This window comes from Empedobacter sp. UBA7494 (assembly GCF_002478465.1).
Lineage (GTDB): Bacteria > Bacteroidota > Bacteroidia > Flavobacteriales > Weeksellaceae > Empedobacter > Empedobacter falsenii_B.
In genome coordinates this window covers 1-21,404 of record NZ_DLOC01000056.1, presented here as the reverse complement: position 1 = coordinate 21,404, position 21,404 = coordinate 1, and the positions used below count along the sequence as shown (strand labels likewise).

Sequence of the window (21,404 nt, the reverse complement as noted above, 5' to 3'; positions counted from 1 at the left end):
ACACTTAAATCGAAATATTAATAATCTAAAAACTCAAATTATTTAAAATGCACAACGGGTATTTAACTATTTCTATGTATCTATGTGGTGATTTTTTAAAAAGTTTAATCAAGTTAAATATTATGAAGGATAAATTTCGACAATTAATTTGATAAAATCTCACTATTTTCATCGATTGTGATTTATAGATTTTGAGTTAAATTTGAGTATGAAATTTTTATTTAGATTTTTAATACTGTTTATGATAATTAGTTTGGTTGGATGTACTTCTGAAACCAAAAAATCACCAATTGATTTTTATTATTGGCGAAGTAATTATTCGGTGAATGAAACAGAGAAAAAAGCGGTTGATTCACTAAAAGTGGAAAATATTTATGTTCGTTTTTTTGATGTGGATAAAAAGTTGAATAAAATTTCTCCAGTTGGAATTATTCAGAATTTTGATGCAACGAAGCTCAATGTCAATTATATTCCGACGGTTTTTATTACCAATCAAACTTTTCTGAATACATCCAAAGATCAAGTCAAAATTTTAGCAAAAGATATCTATAATTTTTTGAGTGAAACGGCTGAAAGAGGAAATCTGAAAAACTTCAATGAAATTCAGATAGATTGTGATTGGACAAAATCTACGAGCGAAAATTATTTTATGTTTTTGTCGGAATTGAAACATATTTCGGGCAAAAAACTTTCGGCAACTTTGCGTTTGCATCAAGTTAAATTTAAAGAACAAGAAGGAGTTCCGCCTTTGGATAAAATGGTTTTGATGTGTTATGCAACCGAAAATCCAACCGATCAATCTGAAAATAATTCGATTTTAGATTTGAAAATAGCAAAAGATTATTTGAAGTATTTAAACGATTATCCAATCAAATTAGATGTTGCTTTGCCAATTTATTCGTGGGCAATTTTGACAAATCATCAAGGAAAAATAAAATTAATCAATTCTTTTTCGGAGCAAGATTTGATAGGAAAACCTGTAAAGAAAATCAGAAATGGATTTTATGAAGTGGAAGATGATTTTTTTGTTCGAAATTTTTATGTGAGTAAAGGTTTTACAATAAAAGTTGAAAGGATTTCTCCCGAATTATTAGTTGAAACAAAATCATTTATCGATACAAAATTATCTTACAATTATCGCTTGATTTATTATCATTTAGACTCAAAATTTTTGAAAACAATACCAACACAATTATGAAAAAAATAGTACTTACTTTATGCTTAACTTTTGGTTTAACCAAAGTATTTGCGTGTGCTGATGGAGGTGGAGAAGATTATTATTACTACAATCTTTTTTCGCAAACTTTAAGCGAAGCGCCGCAATATCAGCCATTTTTGATGACGTTGGATAATCCATATTATACGATGGATGCAAATCAAAAGAATGAGAATATTTTGGATTGGCAAAAAACGTTAGGAATTAGCTATCAGCAAGCGTTTGAGTTGGTTTTTAAAGTATCGAAACAAGAAATTGATTTGATGGTAAAGAATGGAAAATCGTCCAATACGAACTATAATTTTGCGACAACAGATTGGGTAAAAAAGAATAAGCAAAGTTTACTTTACTTGTCGTATGCCAAGTATTTAGAGCCTTATATGGCTTTTTATTATATCGATAATGGAGAATGGTCGTATGTAGATCGTCCTGAAAAAAATGTCAATAATCTAAACTATAGAAAAGTTCTTGAGGTTCTAAAGAAAAGTTGGAATGCAGAAACGGACAAAGAATTAAAAGTTCGTTACGGTTATCAATTGGTGCGTTTTGCGCATTATTTCCACGAATATAAAGACGCTATCAATTATTTTAATATGTATGTGGCGTCGCAAGGACTCAAAAATTCGATGTATTATTATGCGTTAGATCAAAAAGGTGGAGCGGAGCGTGCACTTGGAAATTATATTCAGGCGAATTATGACTTTTTCGAAGTTTTTTCTCATTCGAATGATCGAAAAATGAGTGCTTATCAATCGATGCGCGTGACAGAAGATTTGAATTATGAGAAAATGTTAGCCAATGCCAAAACGATTCAAGAAAAAAATGATTTGTATTTATTGATTGGTTATAATGATTTTTCGAATCCGTTAGCTCCTGCGAAAAAAATTATTGCGAATGATGTAAATGCGCCACAAGCGAGAATTTTATTTGCACGTTCTATTAATTTAATTGAACGCGAATATTTGCAACAAAATCCTGAAGATTATTATTGGAATTCTTCTCAAGAACGAAAAAAATATACAGATTTATATTTACCTGTAAAAACAAATGGCAATTATTACAGTAACCCCGAAGATTCAAAAGATGAAGTTCAGATTAATGAATTGATTGCTCTGGCAAAATCACAAGCGATAAAAGCTGACGACAAAGAATATTGGAAATTATCGGTGGCATATTTGAATTTATTGAACAAAAATTTTGCGGAAACAAAAACGTATTTAACCAAAGTAAATTCAACTTCGAAAGAATTTCAACAACAGAAAAAAGTGATTGAAATTTTATTAGAAATTTTCGAACAAAAGAAAATTACAGATAGTTTTGAGAATCAATTGATGCAAAAATATGCGTCGATTTTGAATTATGAATATCCAAAATTACCAGAAGATGTCTATGGTTATTCGGATGAAGATGATCAAAAAATGAACTTGAAAAATGTGATTTTAGATGTTTTAGCAAATCGATATTTTTTGCAAGGTGACAAAGGAAAAGCATTTTTGATTCATAATGAAATTACACAATTAGGTTCAAATCCAGATTGGGCGATTATCAATGATTTAGATAAATTGGATAAAAAATCGAATAAAACAGCTTTCGAAAAATATTTGATTAATGCAAAAGTAAAATCGAGTTCATGGGATTGGAGAACAAAAAAATCAAAAGAAATTCAGTTTAAATTATCAGATTATTTAGCCGATTTCAAAGGAACATTGTATTTAGGCGAAATGAAATTTGATTTGGCGAAAAAAGAATTTGAGAAGATTGATCAAAAATATCACACGTCAGAAAGTGCTTATTTTGTTTATGATTACGATTATACAACAGAAAAAGAAAGCAAAACTTGGGTAGAAAATCAGTTTGATGGTTATCATAATATTCCGAATAAAATCTTTGGATATAATAAGATTGAATGTTTTAATTGTGACGAAAATCAAGTGATCGCAACTCCTTATTTGAATGAATTTAAATTTATCAAACCAAAAATGTCAAAATTAGAATTGACAAATGCGATGATTGAATTGAATAAAATAGCAAAGAAGAATACCGAAGAAGCTGCAAAAGCGAATTATTTGTTGGGAAATTTCTTCTACAATACGACGACTTTGGGTTATTATCGTTATTTGTTGACATTTGATCGAAACAATGATAATGGACCAAAATTTAATAATTATGGTGATCAATATGAAGCAACAAGCAACTTCTTTTACAAAAGTTTTGGTTGGGGAGGAAATTACGTAGATAATTTTACGCCTTCAGAAAATTATTTGAAAAAAGCATTTGATTCGACAAAAGACAAAGAAATGAAAGCGCAAATATTGTTTGCATTGTCGAAGAATGAACAAGGAAGATTTTATAATGCAAAAGATCCTGTGTTGAAACGTTTGTACGAAAATCAATATGATAACGAAGATAAAATTTTAGCGTTCAAAGTGGCAAATTATCGTTCTAATTTTAAAAATTTGAAACAATATTCGGACACGAAAACCTATCAAGAAATCAAATCAAATTGTAAATATTTCGATTATTACACGAATAACTTTTAATAATTAAAACGCTTCTAATTTTAGGAGCGTTTTTTGTTATGTGATTTTTGACTAAAATAGATTATTATGAAATGTTTTGTAACTCAAAAACCAATTAATCGCTACGAAGCTGTAAAAGGAAAAGAAATTCAGCAAGAAATTTTTAAATTGATTGAGCAAGATTATCCAGCAATTACCGAAGAAGATTATGTTTCTATAAAAGTATTGAACAAATATCGTCGTCAATTTTTTGCAAATTTGATTTCGCAAGAAAAAGGTGAAATGGAAAAATTGGATCAAGATGTTGTAGAAGCAATTCGTGATAATTCTATTCTTTCCGAAAATATAAAAGAAAATACATCAAAGCCATTGACAACAGGCGATAGAATCGCAGATAAAGTAGCATCTTTTGGGGGAAGTTGGACATTTATTATTTCGTTTTTTATTTTCTTATTGGTTTGGATGTTTCTTAATTTTTGGATGTTGCACAACAAAGGTTTTGATCCCTATCCATTTATTTTACTCAATTTGATTTTGTCTTGTTTAGCAGCAATACAAGCACCAATTATTATGATGAGTCAAAATCGTCAAGAAGATAAAGATCGTGATAGAGCCGAACATGATTATAAGATTAACTTGAAAGCTGAATTGGAAATAAAATTATTGAGCGAAAAAATAGATCATTTATTGGTTCATCAGAATAAGAAATTATTAGAAATACAGGAAATGCAGATTCAATATTTAGAAAATATCGAAAATCAAATTCTTCATACAAAAGATAAAAAAGAAAATAAAAAGGAAGAATAATGGATGATTTTATGTCTAAAGTGATAAAAGACTTAATTATCTGAACTGAAACATTTCCATTTATTTTTCTTAAATTTGAACTTTGAAAAGTATAAACAAACAAAATAATCAAAATGTCAAAATCATTTGCTCAAATTCCTCACGCTGTTAACGAAGAGGTAAAATCATATGCTCCTGGAACGCCAGAGCGTGCGCAATTATTAGACGCATACAAAAAAATGTTTAACGAGGTAACAGAAGTTCCTCAATACATTGGTTCTGAAGAAATTTTTTCAGGAAATAAAAAAGAAATTCGTCCTCCACATGACCACCAAAAAGTTGTTGGTTATTTCCACGAAGGAACACAAGATGATGTAAGAAAAGCGATTGATACAGCTTTAGCTGCAAAAGAAGCTTGGGTTGCAATGCCTTGGGAAGATAGAGCGGCAATTTTCTTGAAAGCTGCAGATTTGATTGCTGGTCCTTACCGTGCAAAAATAAATGCTGCAACAATGATTGGTCAATCTAAAAATGCAATGCAAGCAGAAATTGATTCAGCTTGTGAGTTGATTGACTTTTTACGTTTCAATGTACAATACATGACAGAAATTTATGCAGATCAACCAATTTCTTCTCCTGGAATTTGGAATCGTGTAGATTATCGTCCATTAGAAGGATTTACTTTCGCAATTACTCCATTCAACTTTACTGCAATTGCTGGTAACTTACCATCTTGTATGGCTTTGATGGGGAACGTTGTAGTTTGGAAACCTTCTGATAAACAAACTTTAGCTGCTAAAGTAACAATGGAAGTGTTCAAAAAAGCTGGTTTACCAGATGGTGTAATCAACATGATCTTAACTGATGGAGCAGAAACTGCAAAAACAGTTTTAGAACACAAAGATTTCGCAGGTTTACACTTCACAGGTTCTACAAAAGTTTTCAATACTTTATGGAAACAAATTGGAGATAACATCAACAATTACAGAACTTATCCACGTATCGTAGGAGAAACAGGAGGAAAAGATTTCGTAATGGTTCACAAATCAGCTTGTCCAACAGAAGTTGCTGTAGGTTTAGTTCGTGGAGCATTTGAATACCAAGGACAAAAATGTTCTGCTGCTTCTCGTGCTTATATTCCATCTAACTTATGGAACGAAGTTGAGAAACAAATGAAAGAAATGTTAGCAACTGTTAGATTAGGATCTCCAGAGGATTTCTCTAATTTCATGACAGCGGTTATCGATAAAAACTCTTTCGAAAAATCTAAAGCATATATCGATCGTGCACAAGCATCTTCTGAAGCTGAAGTTGTAATAGGTGGTACTTATGATGATTCAGTTGGGTATTTTGTTCAACCAACAGTTATCAAAGCAACGAATCCTAAATATGAATCAATGGTAGAAGAAATCTTCGGGCCTGTATTATCAGTTTATGTTTATGATGAAAATGAATTTGAAGCAACTTTAAAATTAGTTGACGAAACTTCTGCTTACGCATTAACAGGATCAATCTTCGCGAAAGATCGTGCTGCTGTAGAATTAGCTGCTAAAGCATTGAAAAATGCTTGTGGAAATTTCTACATCAACGATAAACCAACAGGAGCAGTTGTAGGACAACAACCATTTGGTGGAGCACGTGCTTCTGGTACAAATGATAAAGCAGGTTCTGCAATGAACTTGTTACGTTGGACTTCTGTTCAAACAATTAAAGAAACATTTGTTCCTGCTAAAGATTACAAATACCCATTCTTAGAAAAATAATATTTTCGAGATATAAAATTAGAATAAGCCTTACATTTGTAGGGCTTATTTTTTTGGTATGAATGATAATTCGGAAAAAGCAATCAAAGCTTCAATTTTTAGTATTGTAGGAAACGCTTCTTTGGCTGGAATTAAGTTTTTGGCTGGTTATTTTGGGAATTCTTACGCACTTATTGCAGATGCAATCGAGTCTTCGGCAGATGTTTTTTCTTCTATATTTGTTTTCTTTGGACTAAAGTATTCTGCAAAACCTGCAGATGAAAATCATCCTTACGGACACGGAAAAGCAGAAGCGTTAATCACATTTTTAGTGGTTACTTTCCTTATTGTTTCTGCGATTATCATTGCAAAAGAAAGTATTACCAATATTATTACACCGCATCATCAACCCAAACCATTTACATTGTTAGTTCTTGGAGGAATTATTTTATTCAAAGAGTTATCCTTTCAGTATGTGATGCGAAAAAGTGTTGAGACCAATAGTTCTTCTCTAAAAGCAGATGCTTGGCATCATCGTTCGGATGCAATTACATCGTTAATGGCGTTTATCGGAATTTCGATTTCGTTGGTAATGGGACCAGGTTGGGAGGCAGCAGATGATGTTGCTGCGCTTTTTGCTTCAAGTTTTATTTTATATAATGCATACAAAATCCTTCGACCTGCGTTAGGAGAAATTATGGATGAGCAATTGTACGAAAATGAAATTGAACAAATCAGAGAAATCGCTTCACATGTTCCTGGTGTTATGGCGACTGAAAAATGTAATGTACGTAAAAATGGAATGAATTATTATGTGGATTTACATGCAATAGTCGATGGAACGATTTCGGTGGTGGAAGGACATAAAATTAGTCATGATCTGAAAGATGCTGTACAAGCCAAAATGCCACAAGTAAAAGATGTATTAGTGCATATAGAGCCTACTTTTGTTTCGGTTCGAGAATATTTTCGAACAAATCACATCGAAGATAAGAGAGTGGAAGAGTAAAATTTTATCTTATGAAATATTTTGGAATTTGCATTGTTTTGTTTTCATTTTTCTGTTGTAATCCATCAGTTTCAGAGAATAATGCTGTAAGTGAAACAAATTATGGTAAGATTGATGATTCTGATTTAAAATTCAAATTTGGAGATATTATTTTGTTTGAGGATAATATTAAAGCGGTTGTGATTGATATTTTTAAAGAGGATAATATAATTTTCTACGGAATATCTTTTATGATGAATGATAATATTTTTGGAAGAAGAATTCCAGAAGGTTTTGAAGGTAATTGCATTGATTTAATCGATATTTTATATGTAAATGAGAATTATTTCACAAACAAAAAAGTTTCTGTAATAAAACATGAAGATTTAAATTTTAAGAAAATTGGAATAGGAGCTTATGGTTACATTAAAAGTTATGAAGAAATTCTAAGTGATTATAAAAAGGGAATCGAAATTCGAAAATTAGAACAAACTCCTTGTACAAATTTGACTGAATTGAAACCTATTTATGAGCAATATTTTGATATAAATCAATTTAAATAAAAAAAGAGAAGCAATTGCTTCTCTTTTTGATTTTTCCCTTCGTTTAAAAATCATAATATATAATAAAAGGTCGAGTTAGAATAGTTTGAAACCAATACCTGTACTGATTAACCAAGGATTAAGATCAACATCTGCTGGTACATAAACTTGTTGATCCAAAGCTGCACCAACTGTAACATCTGTATTCAAGTATAATTTTTTGACATCTACGTTCCAATACAATTTATCATTGATTTTGTAATCAAATCCGAATTGAAATCCGAAACCTACATTGTTTTTGTAATCTACACTTGTTACAGCTGCGTTTCTACCTTTTCCTTGCCCTTGATCGTAGAAAATTGTATAATTAATTCCTGCACCAACATAAGGTTTTAGGTTTTTGGTTGGATATAAATGATATTGTACATTAAGAGTTGGAGGCAACAACATTACGCGTCCCAAATCTAAATTTCCTAATGCAGTATTTACCGCAACAACTTCGTGTTTAGATGTTCCTAAAATTAATTCGGCTGCGATATTTTTTGTAATATAATAAGTAAAGTCGATTTCTGGAATAAGATTGTTTGTAACTGCTACATTTCCACCTATTGCTTCTATTTTAGCATCTTCCATAGGAACTACACCAGTTGCTCTTACACGCATATGTAATTCGCCAGTCTCTTGTCCAAATGAAATTGCTGATGTAAAAATTGCTCCTAATATTAATAGTCCTTTTTTCATAATGTTTATTTTATTTTTCGAAACAAAACTCGGATTAATTTATCCGAATTAAAATGTCAAATATCATTTCCGAAAATGACTTTAAACATTTGTTTTTTTTAAAGATATTATTAACTTAAACACGCTGATAGTCAATTATTTTTAATGAGTAAAAATAATCGTAAAAGAAAAACTTTTCACTTAATAGAAATTTATTACTTTTGGAGGAAAGTCATAAAAAAACAAAAAAACTCAAAAAAATGGATTTCTTAGAAAATGAAAATTTATCATTAATCGCGCAATCGGCAAGAGATTTTGCAAAACAATACATTCAACCGAATATAATGGAGTGGGATGAAGCTCAAACTTTTCCAGTTGAAGTTTTCAAAGAACTTGGAAAAATGGGCTTCATGGGAATCGTTGTTCCAGAAGAATATGGTGGAAGTGGTTTATCATATGATGAATATGTATCAATTGTAGATGAAATTTCACAAGTTGATCCTTCTATCGGTTTGTCTGTAGCGGCACATAATTCACTTTGTACAAATCATATTTTAGAATTCGGTAACGAAGAACAAAAACAACGTTGGTTACCAAAATTAGCAACAGCAGAATGGATTGGTGCTTGGGGATTAACAGAGCACAACACAGGATCTGATGCTGGAGGAATGTCTACAACAGCTGTAAAATATGGTGATGAATGGGTGATTAATGGAGCAAAAAACTTTATTACACATGCAATTTCTGGTGATGTTGCGGTTGTGATGACAAGAACAGGAGAGAAAGGAGCTAAAAATAACGCGACAGCTTTTGTAATAGAAAAAGGAACGCCAGGTTTTACATCGGGTAAAAAAGAAAATAAATTAGGAATGCGTGCTTCGGAAACGGCAGAGTTAATCTTCGATAACGTACGTGTTTCGGATGCAAATCGTTTAGGAAATGTTGGTGATGGTTTCAAGCAAGCACTTAAGATTTTAGATGGTGGTCGTATCTCGATCGCAGCTTTATCTTTAGGAATTGCGAAAGGAGCTTATAAAGCAGCATTGAAATATGCACAAGAGCGTCATCAATTTGGAACTGCAATTGCAAATTTCCAAGCAATTAACTTTAAATTGGCTGAAATGATTACAGAAATCGAAGCTTCAGAATTATTAATTCGTAAAGCGTCTTATTTAAAAAATCATAAAAAACCAATGACGACAGAAGGTGCAATGGCAAAATATTATGCATCTGAAGCCTGTGTTAAAATCTCGAATGAAGCAGTACAAATATTTGGTGGATACGGATATACAAAAGATTTCCCAGTAGAGAAATTCTACCGTGATTCTAAGTTGTGTACAATCGGTGAAGGAACAACTGAGATCCAAAAATTAGTGATTGGAAGAAATATTTTGAAAGATTAATACAAAACGATTTGTTTAATTACTAAAGAGTTGTATATTTGCCATCTCAAAAAGAAATAGATAAAATTATGTTGATTATACCAGTAAAAGACGGAGAGTCAATCGAAAGAGCTCTAAAAAAATACAAAAGAAAATTTGATAAAACAGGTGTTGTACGTCAGTTAAGAGCACGTCAACAATTTACAAAACCTTCTGTTACAAATAGAATTAAGATGAGTAGAGCAATCTACAAACAAGCCTTAATCGAAAAGGAGGAAGCATAAATTGGCGTTTTAAACGATATAAAGAAATTAATTTCTGTTGACCTATTTATTAAAGTTGTAACTTTGATGAATAGGTTTTTTTATGGAATTTATTCAACTATTCTTAGATTATTTAGCGCTCGAGAAGAAATATTCTACGCTAACAATTACCAGCTACAAAAGAGATTTGGACGATTTTGTTGAGTTCTATCAACAAGAAGAAAATTCGTCGGAAATACAACTTGCAACAAAAAATCATATTCGTGCATTTGTGATGCATTTATCAGAATTAGAAAAGTCTGAGAAAACAGTTAATCGCAAATTAAGCGCTTTACGAACGTTTTATAAATATTTGGTCAAAGAAAATCATCTTTCCATTAATCCAATCGAGCAAATTCATTCACTTAAACAAAATAAACAAGTTTTAGTGCCTTTTACAGAAGCAGAATTGAATGATTTGTTGAATAATGATGAGTTTTTTCCAGACACATTTGAAGGTTTACGTGATCGATTAATGATTGATGTAATGTATCAAACAGGAATTCGACGTGCAGAATTAATTGGTTTGAAAGAAAATGATATCGATCCGAATACACTTTCTATAAAAGTTCTTGGAAAAAGAAATAAAGAACGCATAATTCCTATTTCTACCTTTTTGTTAGACGATTTAACGAATTATAACACCAGAAAACATAATGAAATTACCTTACAATGTACGAATGTTTTTGTAACAGAAAAAGGAAAACCTTTGTACGATAATCTTGTTTATTCGAAAGTAAAATACTATCTTAGTCTTATAAGTGTAAAACATAAAAAAAGTCCTCATATGTTGAGGCATTCATTTGCGACCCATATGTTAGATTCCGGAGCAGATCTGAATGCGGTAAAAGATATCTTAGGGCATTCAAGTTTGTCATCGACTCAAATTTACACACATGGGAGTATAGAAAATTTAAAAAAAGTGTTTAACAAAGCTCACCCACGTGAGAACAAAAAAGAGTAATTATGACAATTAACTTTCAAGCAGTAAACTTCAATACTAAACCAGGTTTAGAGGAGTATTTAGAAAAAAAATTAGAGAAATTAGAAACTTTGTCAGACAAAATCATTGCAGCAAACGTTTCATTCAAACTAGAAAATACTGCAGAAAAAAATAACAAGACAGTAGATATTAAGTTGGAGGTGCCGGGTGATGATATCGTTGTAAGTAAAACTGGACAGTCTTTTGAGGAATGTATTGATTTGTCGGTAGATACATTAAAAAAATTAATTATCAGAAAAAAAGAAAAAGTTAGCGATAGATAAAATTTGAAAAATTGACCGAAAAAAAAATCCTAAAAATTTGGTTAATTCAAAAAACAACGTAAATTTGCAGTCCGTTAAACAAACATATTTAACGGACTGTTCTTTTAAATATCACTTTTAAAAACAAAAATGCCGATGTAGCTCAGCTGGCTAGAGCAGCTGATTTGTAATCAGCAGGTCGTGGGTTCGAGTCCCTCTATCGGCTCAAAGTTTTTAGAAAAACAAAAAAAAAGTAAGGCGGGGAGATACTCAAGCGGCCAACGAGGACGGACTGTAAATCCGTTGGGTAACCTTCGCAGGTTCGAATCCTGCTCTCCCCACAAACTTAATTTTTAATTTTTTTTGTGGTTTAGGATTTAATCTTTAAATTTGCAAAGCTTTTTAGAGGTGAATGCGGGAATAGCTCAATTGGTAGAGCGTCAGCCTTCCAAGCTGAATGTTGCGGGTTCGAGTCCCGTTTCCCGCTCAAATTCTGGTTCGTCCAGTATAGTTAATCTTTTAAGTAGTTGTTGAAACTCATTTAAACCAAGGTTAACGCGAGTCAAAAATTAATATCTTTATATAAATCAAAAAGTGTATTTTTACACTTGAAAATAATTTAAAGTTATTTTTTTAATTTAAGTATAACAATAGAAATTAATAAAAAGTAAAATGGCAAAGGAAACTTTCAACCGTAATAAGCCGCACTTAAATATTGGTACTATTGGTCACGTTGACCACGGTAAAACAACTTTGACTGCAGCGATTACTAAAGTATTAGCTGATGCTGGTTATTCAGAAGCAAAAGCTTTCGATCAAATCGATAATGCTCCAGAAGAAAAAGAGCGTGGTATTACAATTAATACATCTCACGTAGAGTATGAAACTGCTAACCGTCACTACGCACACGTTGACTGTCCAGGTCACGCGGATTACGTAAAAAACATGGTTACAGGAGCTGCTCAAATGGATGGTGGTATCTTAGTAGTAGCTGCTACTGATGGTCCAATGCCTCAAACTCGTGAGCACATCTTATTATGTCGCCAAGTAAACGTTCCTCGTATCGTTGTTTTCTTAAACAAAGTTGATATGGTTGACGATGCTGAGTTATTAGAGTTAGTAGAAATGGAAGTAAGAGATTTATTATCTTCTTACGAATATGACGGAGATAACACTCCAGTTATCCAAGGATCTGCTTTAGGTGCATTAAACGGTGAGCCTCAATGGGTTGAAACTGTATTGAACTTAATGAACAATGTTGATGAGTGGATTGAGCAACCAGTTCGTGATCACAATAAACCGTTCTTAATGCCAGTAGAGGATGTATTCTCTATTACAGGTCGTGGTACTGTTGCTACAGGACGTATCGAGGCTGGTGTAATTAACTCTGGGGATCCAGTTGACATCGTTGGTATGGGAGAAGAAAAATTAACTTCTACTGTAACAGGTGTTGAAATGTTCCGTAAAATCTTAGATAGAGGTGAAGCTGGTGATAACGTAGGTTTATTATTACGTGGTGTTGATAAAACTGACATCCGTCGTGGTATGGTTATCGCAAAACAAGGATCTGTTAAACCACACAAAAAATTCAAAGCTGAGGTTTATATCTTAACTAAAGAAGAAGGTGGTCGTCACACTCCATTCCACAACCGTTACCGTCCACAGTTCTACGTACGTACAACTGACGTAACAGGGGAAATCAACTTACCAGAAGGAGTTGAGATGGTTTTACCAGGAGATAACTTAACTATTACAGTTGAATTATTACAACCAATCGCATTAAACGAAGGTTTACGTTTCGCAATCCGTGAAGGTGGACGTACAGTTGGTGCTGGTCAGGTAACTGAAATTTTAGACTAATTAGTCAAAATATAATATAGAAGATGTGGTAATCTTCAATGATTACCACTCTTTTTATCTACGGGCATAGTTCAATGGTAGAATAGCGGTCTCCAAAACCGTTGATCAGGGTTCGAATCCTTGTGCCCGTGCTAAATGAAAACGATATGAAAGTCGTACAATATTTTAAAGATTCCTTTGTAGAATTTAAAGATCATGTTACATGGCCATCATTCTCAGATCTACAAAGAGACACAATTATTGTTGCAATAGCTACAGTTTTGTTAGCTATATTTTTATATGCGGTAGATACATTATTCACACAAGTGCTTAACTTTATCTACGGCGCTTTTTAGTTTGTAAAATATCCCGTTTAGTAATTAGAATCATGAGTGAAAAGAAATGGTATGTAATCAAGACTGTAGCTGGACAAGAGCTGAAAGTTAAGGATTATATTGAAAGAGAAATTCAGTACCAAAATTTGAATGATTATGTAGGACAAATTGTTGTTCCTATGGAAAAAGTGATTCAAATCCGTAACGGTAAAAAATATCAAAAGGAAAAAGTACACTTTCCTGGTTACATCATGATAGAAGCCGAACTTGTAGGGGAAATTCCTCACATGGTAAAGAATACATCAGGTGTAATTAGCTTTTTGAGTGCAACGAAAGGAGGTGATCCTGTACCGATGAGACAATCGGAAGTTAACCGAATGTTAGGTAAAGTTGACGAATTAGCAGAAAACGTTGATACAAACTTAGGAATATCTTACATCGTAGGAGAAACTGTAAAAGTAATCGACGGACCATTCAATGGGTTCAACGGAACAGTTGAAAAAATCATTGAAGATAAACGTAAACTTGAAGTGATGGTTTTAATCTTCGGACGTAAAACACCACTAGAGTTAAGTTTTAACCAAGTTGAAAAGATTGCATAATCAATCTATCAACAAATTAAAAGTAGAAATTTAGGCTGCTTCCACATAACGCTTAATTTTAAGAATTAAAAAAATGGCAAAAAAAATTGAAAAAGTTGTAAAACTTCAAGTTAAAGGAGGACAAGCAAATCCTTCACCACCAGTAGGGCCAGCTTTAGGTGCTGCAGGTGTTAACATCATGGAGTTTTGTAAACAATTTAATGGACGTACACAAGAAAAACAAGGTGCAGTGTTACCAGTTGTTATTACTGTGTATCAAGACAAATCATTCGATTTCGTAATTAAAACTCCACCAGCTGCTATTCAGTTAATGGAAGCTGCGAAATTGAAAAAAGCTTCAGGTGTACCTAACCGTCAAAAAGTTGGTACTGTTACTTGGGATCAAGTTAGAGCTATTGCTGAAGACAAATTAGCGGACATGAACTGTTTTACTGTTGAATCTGCTATGAAAATGGTTGCTGGAACTGCACGTTCTATGGGTATAACTGTAAAAGGTGGGCAAGCTCCAGAATAATTAAAACATTTTAGGAAATGGCAAAGTTAACAAAAAGACAAAAAGAAGTATTAGCTAAAGTAGAAAAAAACAAACTTTACTCTATTGATGAAGCATCATCATTAGTAAAGGAAGTTAACTACGCTAAGTTTGATGCTTCTGTAGATATAGCAGTTCGTTTAGGTGTAGATCCTAAGAAAGCTAACCAAATGGTTCGTGGTGTAGTTTCATTACCACACGGAACAGGTAAAGATGTAAAAGTATTAGCATTAGTTACTCCAGACAAAGAAGCAGAAGCTAAAGCAGCAGGTGCAGACTATGTAGGATTAGACGAATACTTACAAAAAATTAAAGAAGGTTGGACAGATGTTGACGTTATCGTTACTATGCCAGCAGTTATGGGTAAATTAGGGCCATTAGGACGTGTTTTAGGACCTCGTGGATTAATGCCTAACCCAAAATCAGGTACTGTAACTTTAGAAGTTGGTAAAGCTGTTTCTGAAGTGAAAGCAGGTAAAATCGACTTCAAAGTAGACCGTTACGGAATCATCCACGCTGCAGTTGGTAAAGTATCTTTCGATGCTGATAAAATTAAAGAAAATGCGAATGAATTAATTCAAACTTTAATTAAATTAAAACCAACAGCTGCTAAAGGAACATATGTAAAAAGCATCACGCTTTCTACAACTCAATCTGTAGGTGTATCAGTAGATCCAAAAAGTGTAAACGCTTAAAATTAGTAGATTATGGCAATGACAAAACAAGATAAAGCAAATATGATAGATGAATTGCAAGCTGTATTAGCAGAAGCAAAAATCATCTACTTAGCAGATATCGACGGATTAAACGCTGTTAATACTACTGAATTAAGAAGAGCTTGCTACAAAAGCAATGTATCTTTACGCGTAGTAAAAAACACTTTATTAAAGAAAGCTATGGAGCAAATCGAAGACAAAAACTTCGAAGAGCTTTACGGATCTTTAAAAGGAAATACAGCATTAATGACTGCTGAAGTTGGTAACGCACCAGCCAAAGTAATCGATACTTTCAGAAAAAAATCTGAAAAACCTATTTTAAAAGGAGCTTGGATTGAAGATAATACATTCGTAGGTGATGACAAATTACCACAATTAGTAGCATTGAAATCTCGCGAAGAATTAATCGCAGACATCATCATGTTACTTCAATCTCCAATCAAAACTGTTGTTTCTCAATTAGAGAACAAAGACGCTGCAAAAGCAGAAGAAGGAGCTTCAGAAGAATAAGACACACTCATATCAAATAAAAGTTTAAAAAACAAAAAGCATTAAAATGGCAGATTTAAAAAAATTAGCTGAAGAGTTAGTAAACTTAACAGTTTTAGAAGTTAATGAATTATCTACAATCTTAAAAGATGAGTACGGAATCGAACCAGCTGCTGCTGCTGTAGTTGTTGCTGCAGGTGGAGCAGGAGAAGCTGCTGAAGAGCAATCAGAATTCGACGTAATCTTAAAAGAAGCAGGTGCATCTAAATTAGCAGTTGTTAAATTAGTTAAAGAATTAACTGGTAAAGGATTAAAAGAAGCTAAAGATTTAGTAGATTCAACTCCAGCAACAGTTAAAGAAGCAGTTTCTAAAGATGAAGCTGAAGCTTTAAAGAAACAGCTAGAAGAAGCTGGTGCAGTAGTAGAATTGAAGTAATTTTTATTACTCAAAAATATAGGTTTGGACCTAACACAGGACGTGTTAGGTCTAAACCTTTTTACGCATAAAGTCATTATATAAACCAAAATTCATTCGAAATTGGCCACTAAAGCAACATTAAGCAACTCGACTGAGAAAAAAGAAAGATTGAACTTCTCTTCTGCAAAAGCAGTCGCTCAGTTCCCAGATTTCCTTGACATTCAGATCAAATCGTTTGAAGATTTTTTCCAGTTGGAAACAAGACCTGACCAACGAAAAAATGAAGGTCTTTACCGAACATTTGCTGAGAATTTTCCAATTACGGATACTCGCAATCAGTTTGTTTTAGAATTCTTAGATTATTTCGTAGATCCACCACGTTACACAATTGATGAGTGTATCGAAAGAGGATTAACGTACAGCGTACCATTGAAAGCTCGTCTTAAATTGTACTGTACAGACGAAGAACACGAAGATTTCGAAACTGTAGTGCAAGACGTATACTTAGGAACAATTCCTTATATGTCTCCTTCAGGATCATTCATTATTAATGGTGCAGAGCGTGTTATTGTATCTCAATTACACCGTTCTCCTGGGGTATTCTTCGGACAATCTTTCCACGCGAATGGTACAAAATTGTACTCATCTCGTATCATTCCTTTCAAAGGATCTTGGATTGAGTTCGCAACAGACATCAACAGCGTAATGTACGCTTACATCGATCGTAAGAAAAAGTTACCATTAACTACTTTATTACGTGCTATCGGATACGAAAGAGATAAAGATATCTTAGAAATTTTCGATTTAGCAGAAGAAGTAAAAGTTAATAAAGCTAATTTAAAGAAAGTTGTAGGTCGTAAACTTGCTGCACGTGTATTAAATACATGGCACGAGGATTTCGTAGATGAAGATACAGGAGAAGTTGTATCTATCGAGCGTAATGAAATTATCTTAGACCGTGAGACAATCTTAGAGAAAGATCACATCGATCAAATCGTAGATTCTGGTGTAAAGACGATCTTATTACACAAAGAAGATATCAATTCTGCTGATTATGGAATTATCCATAATACTTTACAAAAAGACCCTACTAATACTGAAAAAGAGGCAGTAGAGTATATCTATAGACAATTACGTAACGCTGAGCCACCAGATGAGGAAACAGCAAGAGGAATTATTGACAAATTATTCTTCTCTGATCAACGTTATTCATTAGGTGAAGTAGGTCGTTACAGATTAAATAAAAAATTAGGCTTAAGCATTAGCGAGGACGTACAAGTATTGACTCGTGAAGATATCATTTCGATTATTAAATATTTAATCGAATTAATCAACTCTAAAGCAGAGGTGGATGATATCGACCACTTATCTAACCGTCGTGTAAGAACGGTAGGTGAGCAAATGGCTAGCCAATTTGGAGTAGGTTTAGCTCGTATGGCTAGAACTATCCGTGAAAGAATGAATGTTCGTGACAACGAGGTGTTTACACCAATCGATTTGATTAATGCTAAAACATTATCATCTGTTATCAATTCATTCTTCGGAACGAACCAGTTATCTCAATTCATGGACCAAACAAATCCATTATCAGAGATTACACACAAACGTCGTTTATCAGCATTAGGACCTGGAGGTTTATCAAGAGAAAGAGCGGGATTCGAGGTACGTGACGTACACCACACTCATTACGGACGTTTATGTCCAATTGAAACTCCTGAGGGACCAAACATTGGTTTGATTTCGTCATTATGTGTATTCGCTAAAGTTAATAACTTAGGGTTCATCGAAACACCATACAGAAAAGTAGAAGATGGAAAAGTGGACGTCGAATCAGCACCAATCTATTTAACTGCGGAAGAGGAGGAATCAAAAGTAATTGCTCAAGCCAATATCGACATGACAGACGATGGTACTATTGCTACTGAACGTGTAACTGCTCGTGAAGATGGGGATTTCCCTGTTGTAACACCAGCAGAAGTTGATTTAATCGACGTTGCACCTAACCAGATTGCTTCTATCTCAGCATCATTAATTCCTTTCTTGGAGCATGATGACGCCAACCGTGCGTTAATGGGATCGAACATGATGCGTCAGGCAGTTCCATTATTAAAACCTCAAGCACCAATTGTAGGTACTGGATTAGAAAAACAAGTTGCAAAAGATTCAAGAATCTTAGTGAATGCAGAACGTGAAGGTACAGTAACTTATGTTGATGCTGACATTATAACAATTAAATATGATCGCTCAGAAGACGAAGAATTAGTAAGCTTCGATACTGCTGAGAAGACATATAATTTAACAAAATTCAGAAAAACGAATCAAGGAACTACAATTACGTTGAAACCAATTGTAAAAGTTGGTGATCGTGTACAGAAAGGACAAGTTTTATCTGAAGGTTATGCAACAGAAGGAGGAGAATTAGCAATTGGTCGTAACATGGTTGTTGCATTCATGCCTTGGCAAGGATACAACTTCGAGGATGCCATTGTAATCTCTGAGAAAGCTGTTCGTGAAGACTGGTTTACATCTATCCACATCGATGAGTATTCATTAGATGTACGTGATACAAAATTAGGTATGGAAGAATTAACTTCAGACATTCCTAACGTTTCGGAAGAGGCTACAAAAGACTTAGACGAAAACGGTATGATCCGTATTGGAGCAGAAGTAAAACCTGGTGATATCTTGATTGGTAAGATTACTCCAAAAGGAGAATCTGATCCAACTCCAGAAGAAAAATTATTACGTGCGATCTTTGGTGACAAAGCAGGTGATGTAAAAGATGCTTCTCTTAAAGCCTCTCCATCATTACGTGGTGTTGTTATCGACAAAAAATTATTCTCACGTAGTATTAAGGATAAACGTAAACGTTCTCAAGACAAAGCTATTATTGATAGTGTAGAAGCTGAGTACGACGTTAAATTCAACGAATTAAGAGAGATTTTATTAGAGAAATTATACGTTTTATTAAACGGAAAAACTTCTCAAGGTATTTACAACGACTTGAACGAAGAAGTAATCAAGAAAGGTGTAAAATACACACAAAAAATCTTATCTAATGTTGAAGATTTCTTAAATTTAACTGGAGCAGAATCTCTTTGGACAACAGACGAGGATAAGAACGAATTAGTAAAAGAATTGTTACATAATTACAAAATTAAGTACAATGATTTACAAGGAGCACTTAACCGCGAAAGATTTACAATCTCTGTTGGAGACGAGTTACCTGCAGGTATCGTTAAATTAGCAAAAATCTACATTGCGAAAAAACGTAAACTAAGAGTAGGGGATAAAATGGCAGGACGTCACGGTAACAAAGGTATTGTTGCACGTATCGTTCGCGACGAAGATATGCCTTTCTTAGAAGACGGAACGCCAGTAAATATCGTACTTAATCCACTTGGGGTACCATCTCGTATGAATATCGGTCAGATTTATGAAACGGTATTAGGATGGGCTGGACTTAAAATGGGTCAAAAATTTGCTACACCTATCTTCGATGGTGCTGAAATCGCTGATATCGATCGCATCACAGAAGAAGCAGGTATTCCAAAACACGGTACAACATATTTATATGACGGTAATACTGGAGAACGTTTTGATCAAAAAGCTACTGTAGGGGTGATTTACATGTTGAAATTAGGACACATGGTTGACGACAAAATGCACGCGCGTTCTATCGGACCATACTCATTAATTACTCAACAACCATTAGGAGGTAAAGCACAATTCGGTGGACAACGTTTCGGAGAGATGGAAGTTTGGGCACTGGAAGCATACGGTGCTGCTTACACCTTGCAAGAAATCTTGACCTACAAATCAGATGACGTGGTTGGTCGTGTGAAAACATACGAAGCGATCGTCAAAGGGGAACCAATTCCAAAACCAGGTGTACCAGAATCATTCCGCGTATTAGTAAAGGAATTGCAATCACTGGGTCTAGACATGCGTGTCCTAGATATCGATGATGCAGAGATCGAACTGCGTGATATGGATGATGACGATGATGATTTGATCACCGTTGATGCCTTAACAAAATTTGCGGAGCAACAAACAGCCCGTGAATTAGAACAAAAAGCACAAACAGAAGCTAAAAATGCCGCCGACGCGTTGAACCAACAAATCGAGACAGCAGAAGATCGCTTGCAATAATAGACGGCCCTCGCTATTTCCGCCACCTGCGGAAATAGCCCCCGTTCTATCGGATATGTCCATGAAATGAAATGGAGGGAACCTTTTTTGATCGATGTAAATAAATTCGAAAGTATGCAAATCGGTTTGGCTTCTCCTGAAAAAATCAGAAGCTGGTCTTATGGTGAAGTAAAAAAACCAGAAACCATTAACTACCGTACGTTAAAACCTGAACCCGAAGGGTTGTTTGACGAGCGTATTTTCGGTCCAACCAAAGACTGGGAATGTGCTTGCGGCAAATACAAACGGATCCGCTATAAAGGCATCGTTTGTGACCGTTGCGGCGTGGAAGTAACACGTTCAAAAGTGCGTCGTGAACGCATGGGACACATTGAATTAGCAGCACCAGTATCACACATTTGGTACTTCAAAGGAATTCCTTCACGGATGGGTCTTGTCTTAGACATGAGCCCACGTGCATTGGAAGAAATCATCTACTTTGCTTCATACGTAGTGATTGAACCAGGAAACACCAGCCTTGAGAAAAAACAACTATTGACTGAACGGGAATACCGTGAAAAACGTGACCAATACGGTCAAGAATTTTCAGCAGCGATGGGTGCCGAAGCCATCAAACAATTATTAGATGGCGTTGATCTTGAAGGCGAAGTTGCTGAATTAAAAGAAGAATTGAAAAACGCAACTGGTCAAAAACGGACCCGTGCGATCCGCCGTTTGGATATCTTAGAAGCATTCCGTGCTTCAGGAAACAAACCAAGCTGGATGGTCATGGACGTTATCCCAGTTATCCCGCCTGATTTGCGCCCAATGGTGCAATTAGAAGGTGGACGTTTTGCCACAAGTGACTTGAACGACTTGTATCGTCGTGTAATCAACCGT

19 protein-coding genes, 4 tRNA genes and 1 pseudogene are annotated in these 21,404 nt (G+C 34.1%); 23 read left to right on the top strand and 1 reads right to left on the bottom strand.

What is annotated here, in order from left to right; translation table 11 throughout:
- Positions 1-241: 241 nt before the first annotated feature.
- From B4E95_RS07070 to B4E95_RS07045, 6 genes are all read left to right on the top strand, one after another.
- Positions 242-1,198 carry a hypothetical protein gene (locus B4E95_RS07070; protein WP_291090876.1) on the top strand — a complete coding sequence of 319 codons (957 nt, stop codon included), beginning with the start codon at positions 242-244 and terminating at the stop codon, positions 1,196-1,198.
- On the top strand, positions 1,195-3,756 hold the full coding sequence (locus tag B4E95_RS07065) for a hypothetical protein (protein WP_291047727.1): 2,562 nt from the start codon (positions 1,195-1,197) through the stop codon (positions 3,754-3,756). Before B4E95_RS07070 ends, B4E95_RS07065 begins: the two co-directional genes overlap by 4 nt.
- A 66-nt stretch (positions 3,757-3,822) precedes the next feature.
- Positions 3,823-4,542 (top strand): DUF1003 domain-containing protein, encoded by a 720-nt coding sequence (locus B4E95_RS07060; RefSeq protein ID WP_291090875.1) that lies wholly within the window; start codon positions 3,823-3,825, stop codon positions 4,540-4,542.
- A 113-nt stretch (positions 4,543-4,655) separates the two neighbouring features.
- Positions 4,656-6,284 carry an L-glutamate gamma-semialdehyde dehydrogenase gene (gene pruA / locus B4E95_RS07055; protein ID WP_219033765.1) on the top strand — a complete coding sequence of 543 codons (1,629 nt, stop codon included), beginning with the start codon at positions 4,656-4,658 and terminating at the stop codon, positions 6,282-6,284.
- Between the two features lie 58 nt (positions 6,285-6,342).
- Entirely contained in the window at positions 6,343-7,272 is a 930-nt protein-coding gene (locus B4E95_RS07050; protein ID WP_114998851.1) for a cation diffusion facilitator family transporter, read from the top strand.
- A gap of 11 nt (positions 7,273-7,283) precedes the next feature.
- The gene (locus B4E95_RS07045; protein WP_291090873.1) at positions 7,284-7,814 is read left to right on the top strand and encodes a hypothetical protein; all 531 of its coding nucleotides are present in this window, start codon (positions 7,284-7,286) and stop codon (positions 7,812-7,814) included.
- Between the two features lie 75 nt (positions 7,815-7,889).
- Here the strand turns inward: B4E95_RS07045 and B4E95_RS07040 are convergent, their stop codons facing one another.
- Positions 7,890-8,534: an OmpW/AlkL family protein gene (locus tag B4E95_RS07040; RefSeq protein ID WP_291090871.1), complete on the bottom strand. Its 645-nt coding sequence runs from the start codon at positions 8,532-8,534 to the stop codon at positions 7,890-7,892.
- Between the two features lie 239 nt (positions 8,535-8,773).
- Here B4E95_RS07040 and B4E95_RS07035 point away from each other — a divergent pair, with 239 nt between their 5' ends.
- The 17 genes and pseudogenes from B4E95_RS07035 to B4E95_RS06955 form a co-directional block, all read left to right on the top strand.
- Complete coding sequence (locus B4E95_RS07035; RefSeq protein WP_291090869.1) at positions 8,774-9,916, top strand: acyl-CoA dehydrogenase family protein; 1,143 nt, start codon at positions 8,774-8,776, stop codon at positions 9,914-9,916.
- A gap of 68 nt (positions 9,917-9,984) precedes the next feature.
- On the top strand, positions 9,985-10,179 hold the full coding sequence (rpsU, locus tag B4E95_RS07030) for a 30S ribosomal protein S21 (protein ID WP_038331168.1): 195 nt from the start codon (positions 9,985-9,987) through the stop codon (positions 10,177-10,179).
- A gap of 82 nt (positions 10,180-10,261) precedes the next feature.
- Positions 10,262-11,161 (top strand): tyrosine-type recombinase/integrase, encoded by a 900-nt coding sequence (locus B4E95_RS07025; protein WP_291090867.1) that lies wholly within the window; start codon positions 10,262-10,264, stop codon positions 11,159-11,161.
- Positions 11,162-11,163: 2 nt separating this feature from the next.
- Entirely contained in the window at positions 11,164-11,463 is a 300-nt protein-coding gene (hpf, locus tag B4E95_RS07020) for a ribosome hibernation-promoting factor, HPF/YfiA family (protein ID WP_291090865.1), read from the top strand.
- 131 nt (positions 11,464-11,594) lie between these two features.
- A tRNA-Thr gene (locus B4E95_RS07015) sits at positions 11,595-11,668 on the top strand.
- 34 nt (positions 11,669-11,702) lie between these two features.
- Positions 11,703-11,783 (top strand) — tRNA-Tyr (locus B4E95_RS07010).
- A gap of 73 nt (positions 11,784-11,856) precedes the next feature.
- Positions 11,857-11,929 (top strand) — tRNA-Gly (locus tag B4E95_RS07005).
- 185 nt (positions 11,930-12,114) lie between these two features.
- A complete protein-coding gene (tuf, locus tag B4E95_RS07000) occupies positions 12,115-13,302 on the top strand; it encodes an elongation factor Tu (RefSeq protein ID WP_291090863.1) in 1,188 nt (395 codons plus the stop codon).
- A 60-nt stretch (positions 13,303-13,362) separates the two neighbouring features.
- Positions 13,363-13,433: transfer RNA gene (locus B4E95_RS06995), tRNA-Trp, on the top strand.
- Positions 13,434-13,448: 15 nt separating this feature from the next.
- Positions 13,449-13,637 carry a preprotein translocase subunit SecE gene (gene secE, locus B4E95_RS06990; protein WP_038331172.1) on the top strand — a complete coding sequence of 63 codons (189 nt, stop codon included), beginning with the start codon at positions 13,449-13,451 and terminating at the stop codon, positions 13,635-13,637.
- A gap of 32 nt (positions 13,638-13,669) precedes the next feature.
- Positions 13,670-14,218 carry a transcription termination/antitermination protein NusG gene (nusG, locus tag B4E95_RS06985; RefSeq protein ID WP_219033762.1) on the top strand — a complete coding sequence of 183 codons (549 nt, stop codon included), beginning with the start codon at positions 13,670-13,672 and terminating at the stop codon, positions 14,216-14,218.
- A gap of 73 nt (positions 14,219-14,291) precedes the next feature.
- Positions 14,292-14,732, top strand: coding sequence for a 50S ribosomal protein L11 (rplK, locus tag B4E95_RS06980; protein ID WP_038331069.1), 441 nt, complete (start codon positions 14,292-14,294; stop codon positions 14,730-14,732).
- A gap of 17 nt (positions 14,733-14,749) precedes the next feature.
- Entirely contained in the window at positions 14,750-15,445 is a 696-nt protein-coding gene (rplA, locus tag B4E95_RS06975) for a 50S ribosomal protein L1 (RefSeq protein ID WP_038331070.1), read from the top strand.
- Between the two features lie 18 nt (positions 15,446-15,463).
- Entirely contained in the window at positions 15,464-15,976 is a 513-nt protein-coding gene (gene rplJ, locus B4E95_RS06970) for a 50S ribosomal protein L10 (protein WP_052217500.1), read from the top strand.
- Between the two features lie 46 nt (positions 15,977-16,022).
- Positions 16,023-16,391, top strand: coding sequence for a 50S ribosomal protein L7/L12 (gene rplL / locus B4E95_RS06965; RefSeq protein WP_019974307.1), 369 nt, complete (start codon positions 16,023-16,025; stop codon positions 16,389-16,391).
- 102 nt (positions 16,392-16,493) lie between these two features.
- Positions 16,494-20,525 (top strand): DNA-directed RNA polymerase subunit beta, encoded by a 4,032-nt coding sequence (gene rpoB, locus B4E95_RS06960; protein ID WP_291090861.1) that lies wholly within the window; start codon positions 16,494-16,496, stop codon positions 20,523-20,525.
- A gap of 66 nt (positions 20,526-20,591) precedes the next feature.
- Positions 20,592-21,404 (top strand): annotated as a pseudogene (locus B4E95_RS06955) (DNA-directed RNA polymerase subunit beta'); the annotation flags it as partial.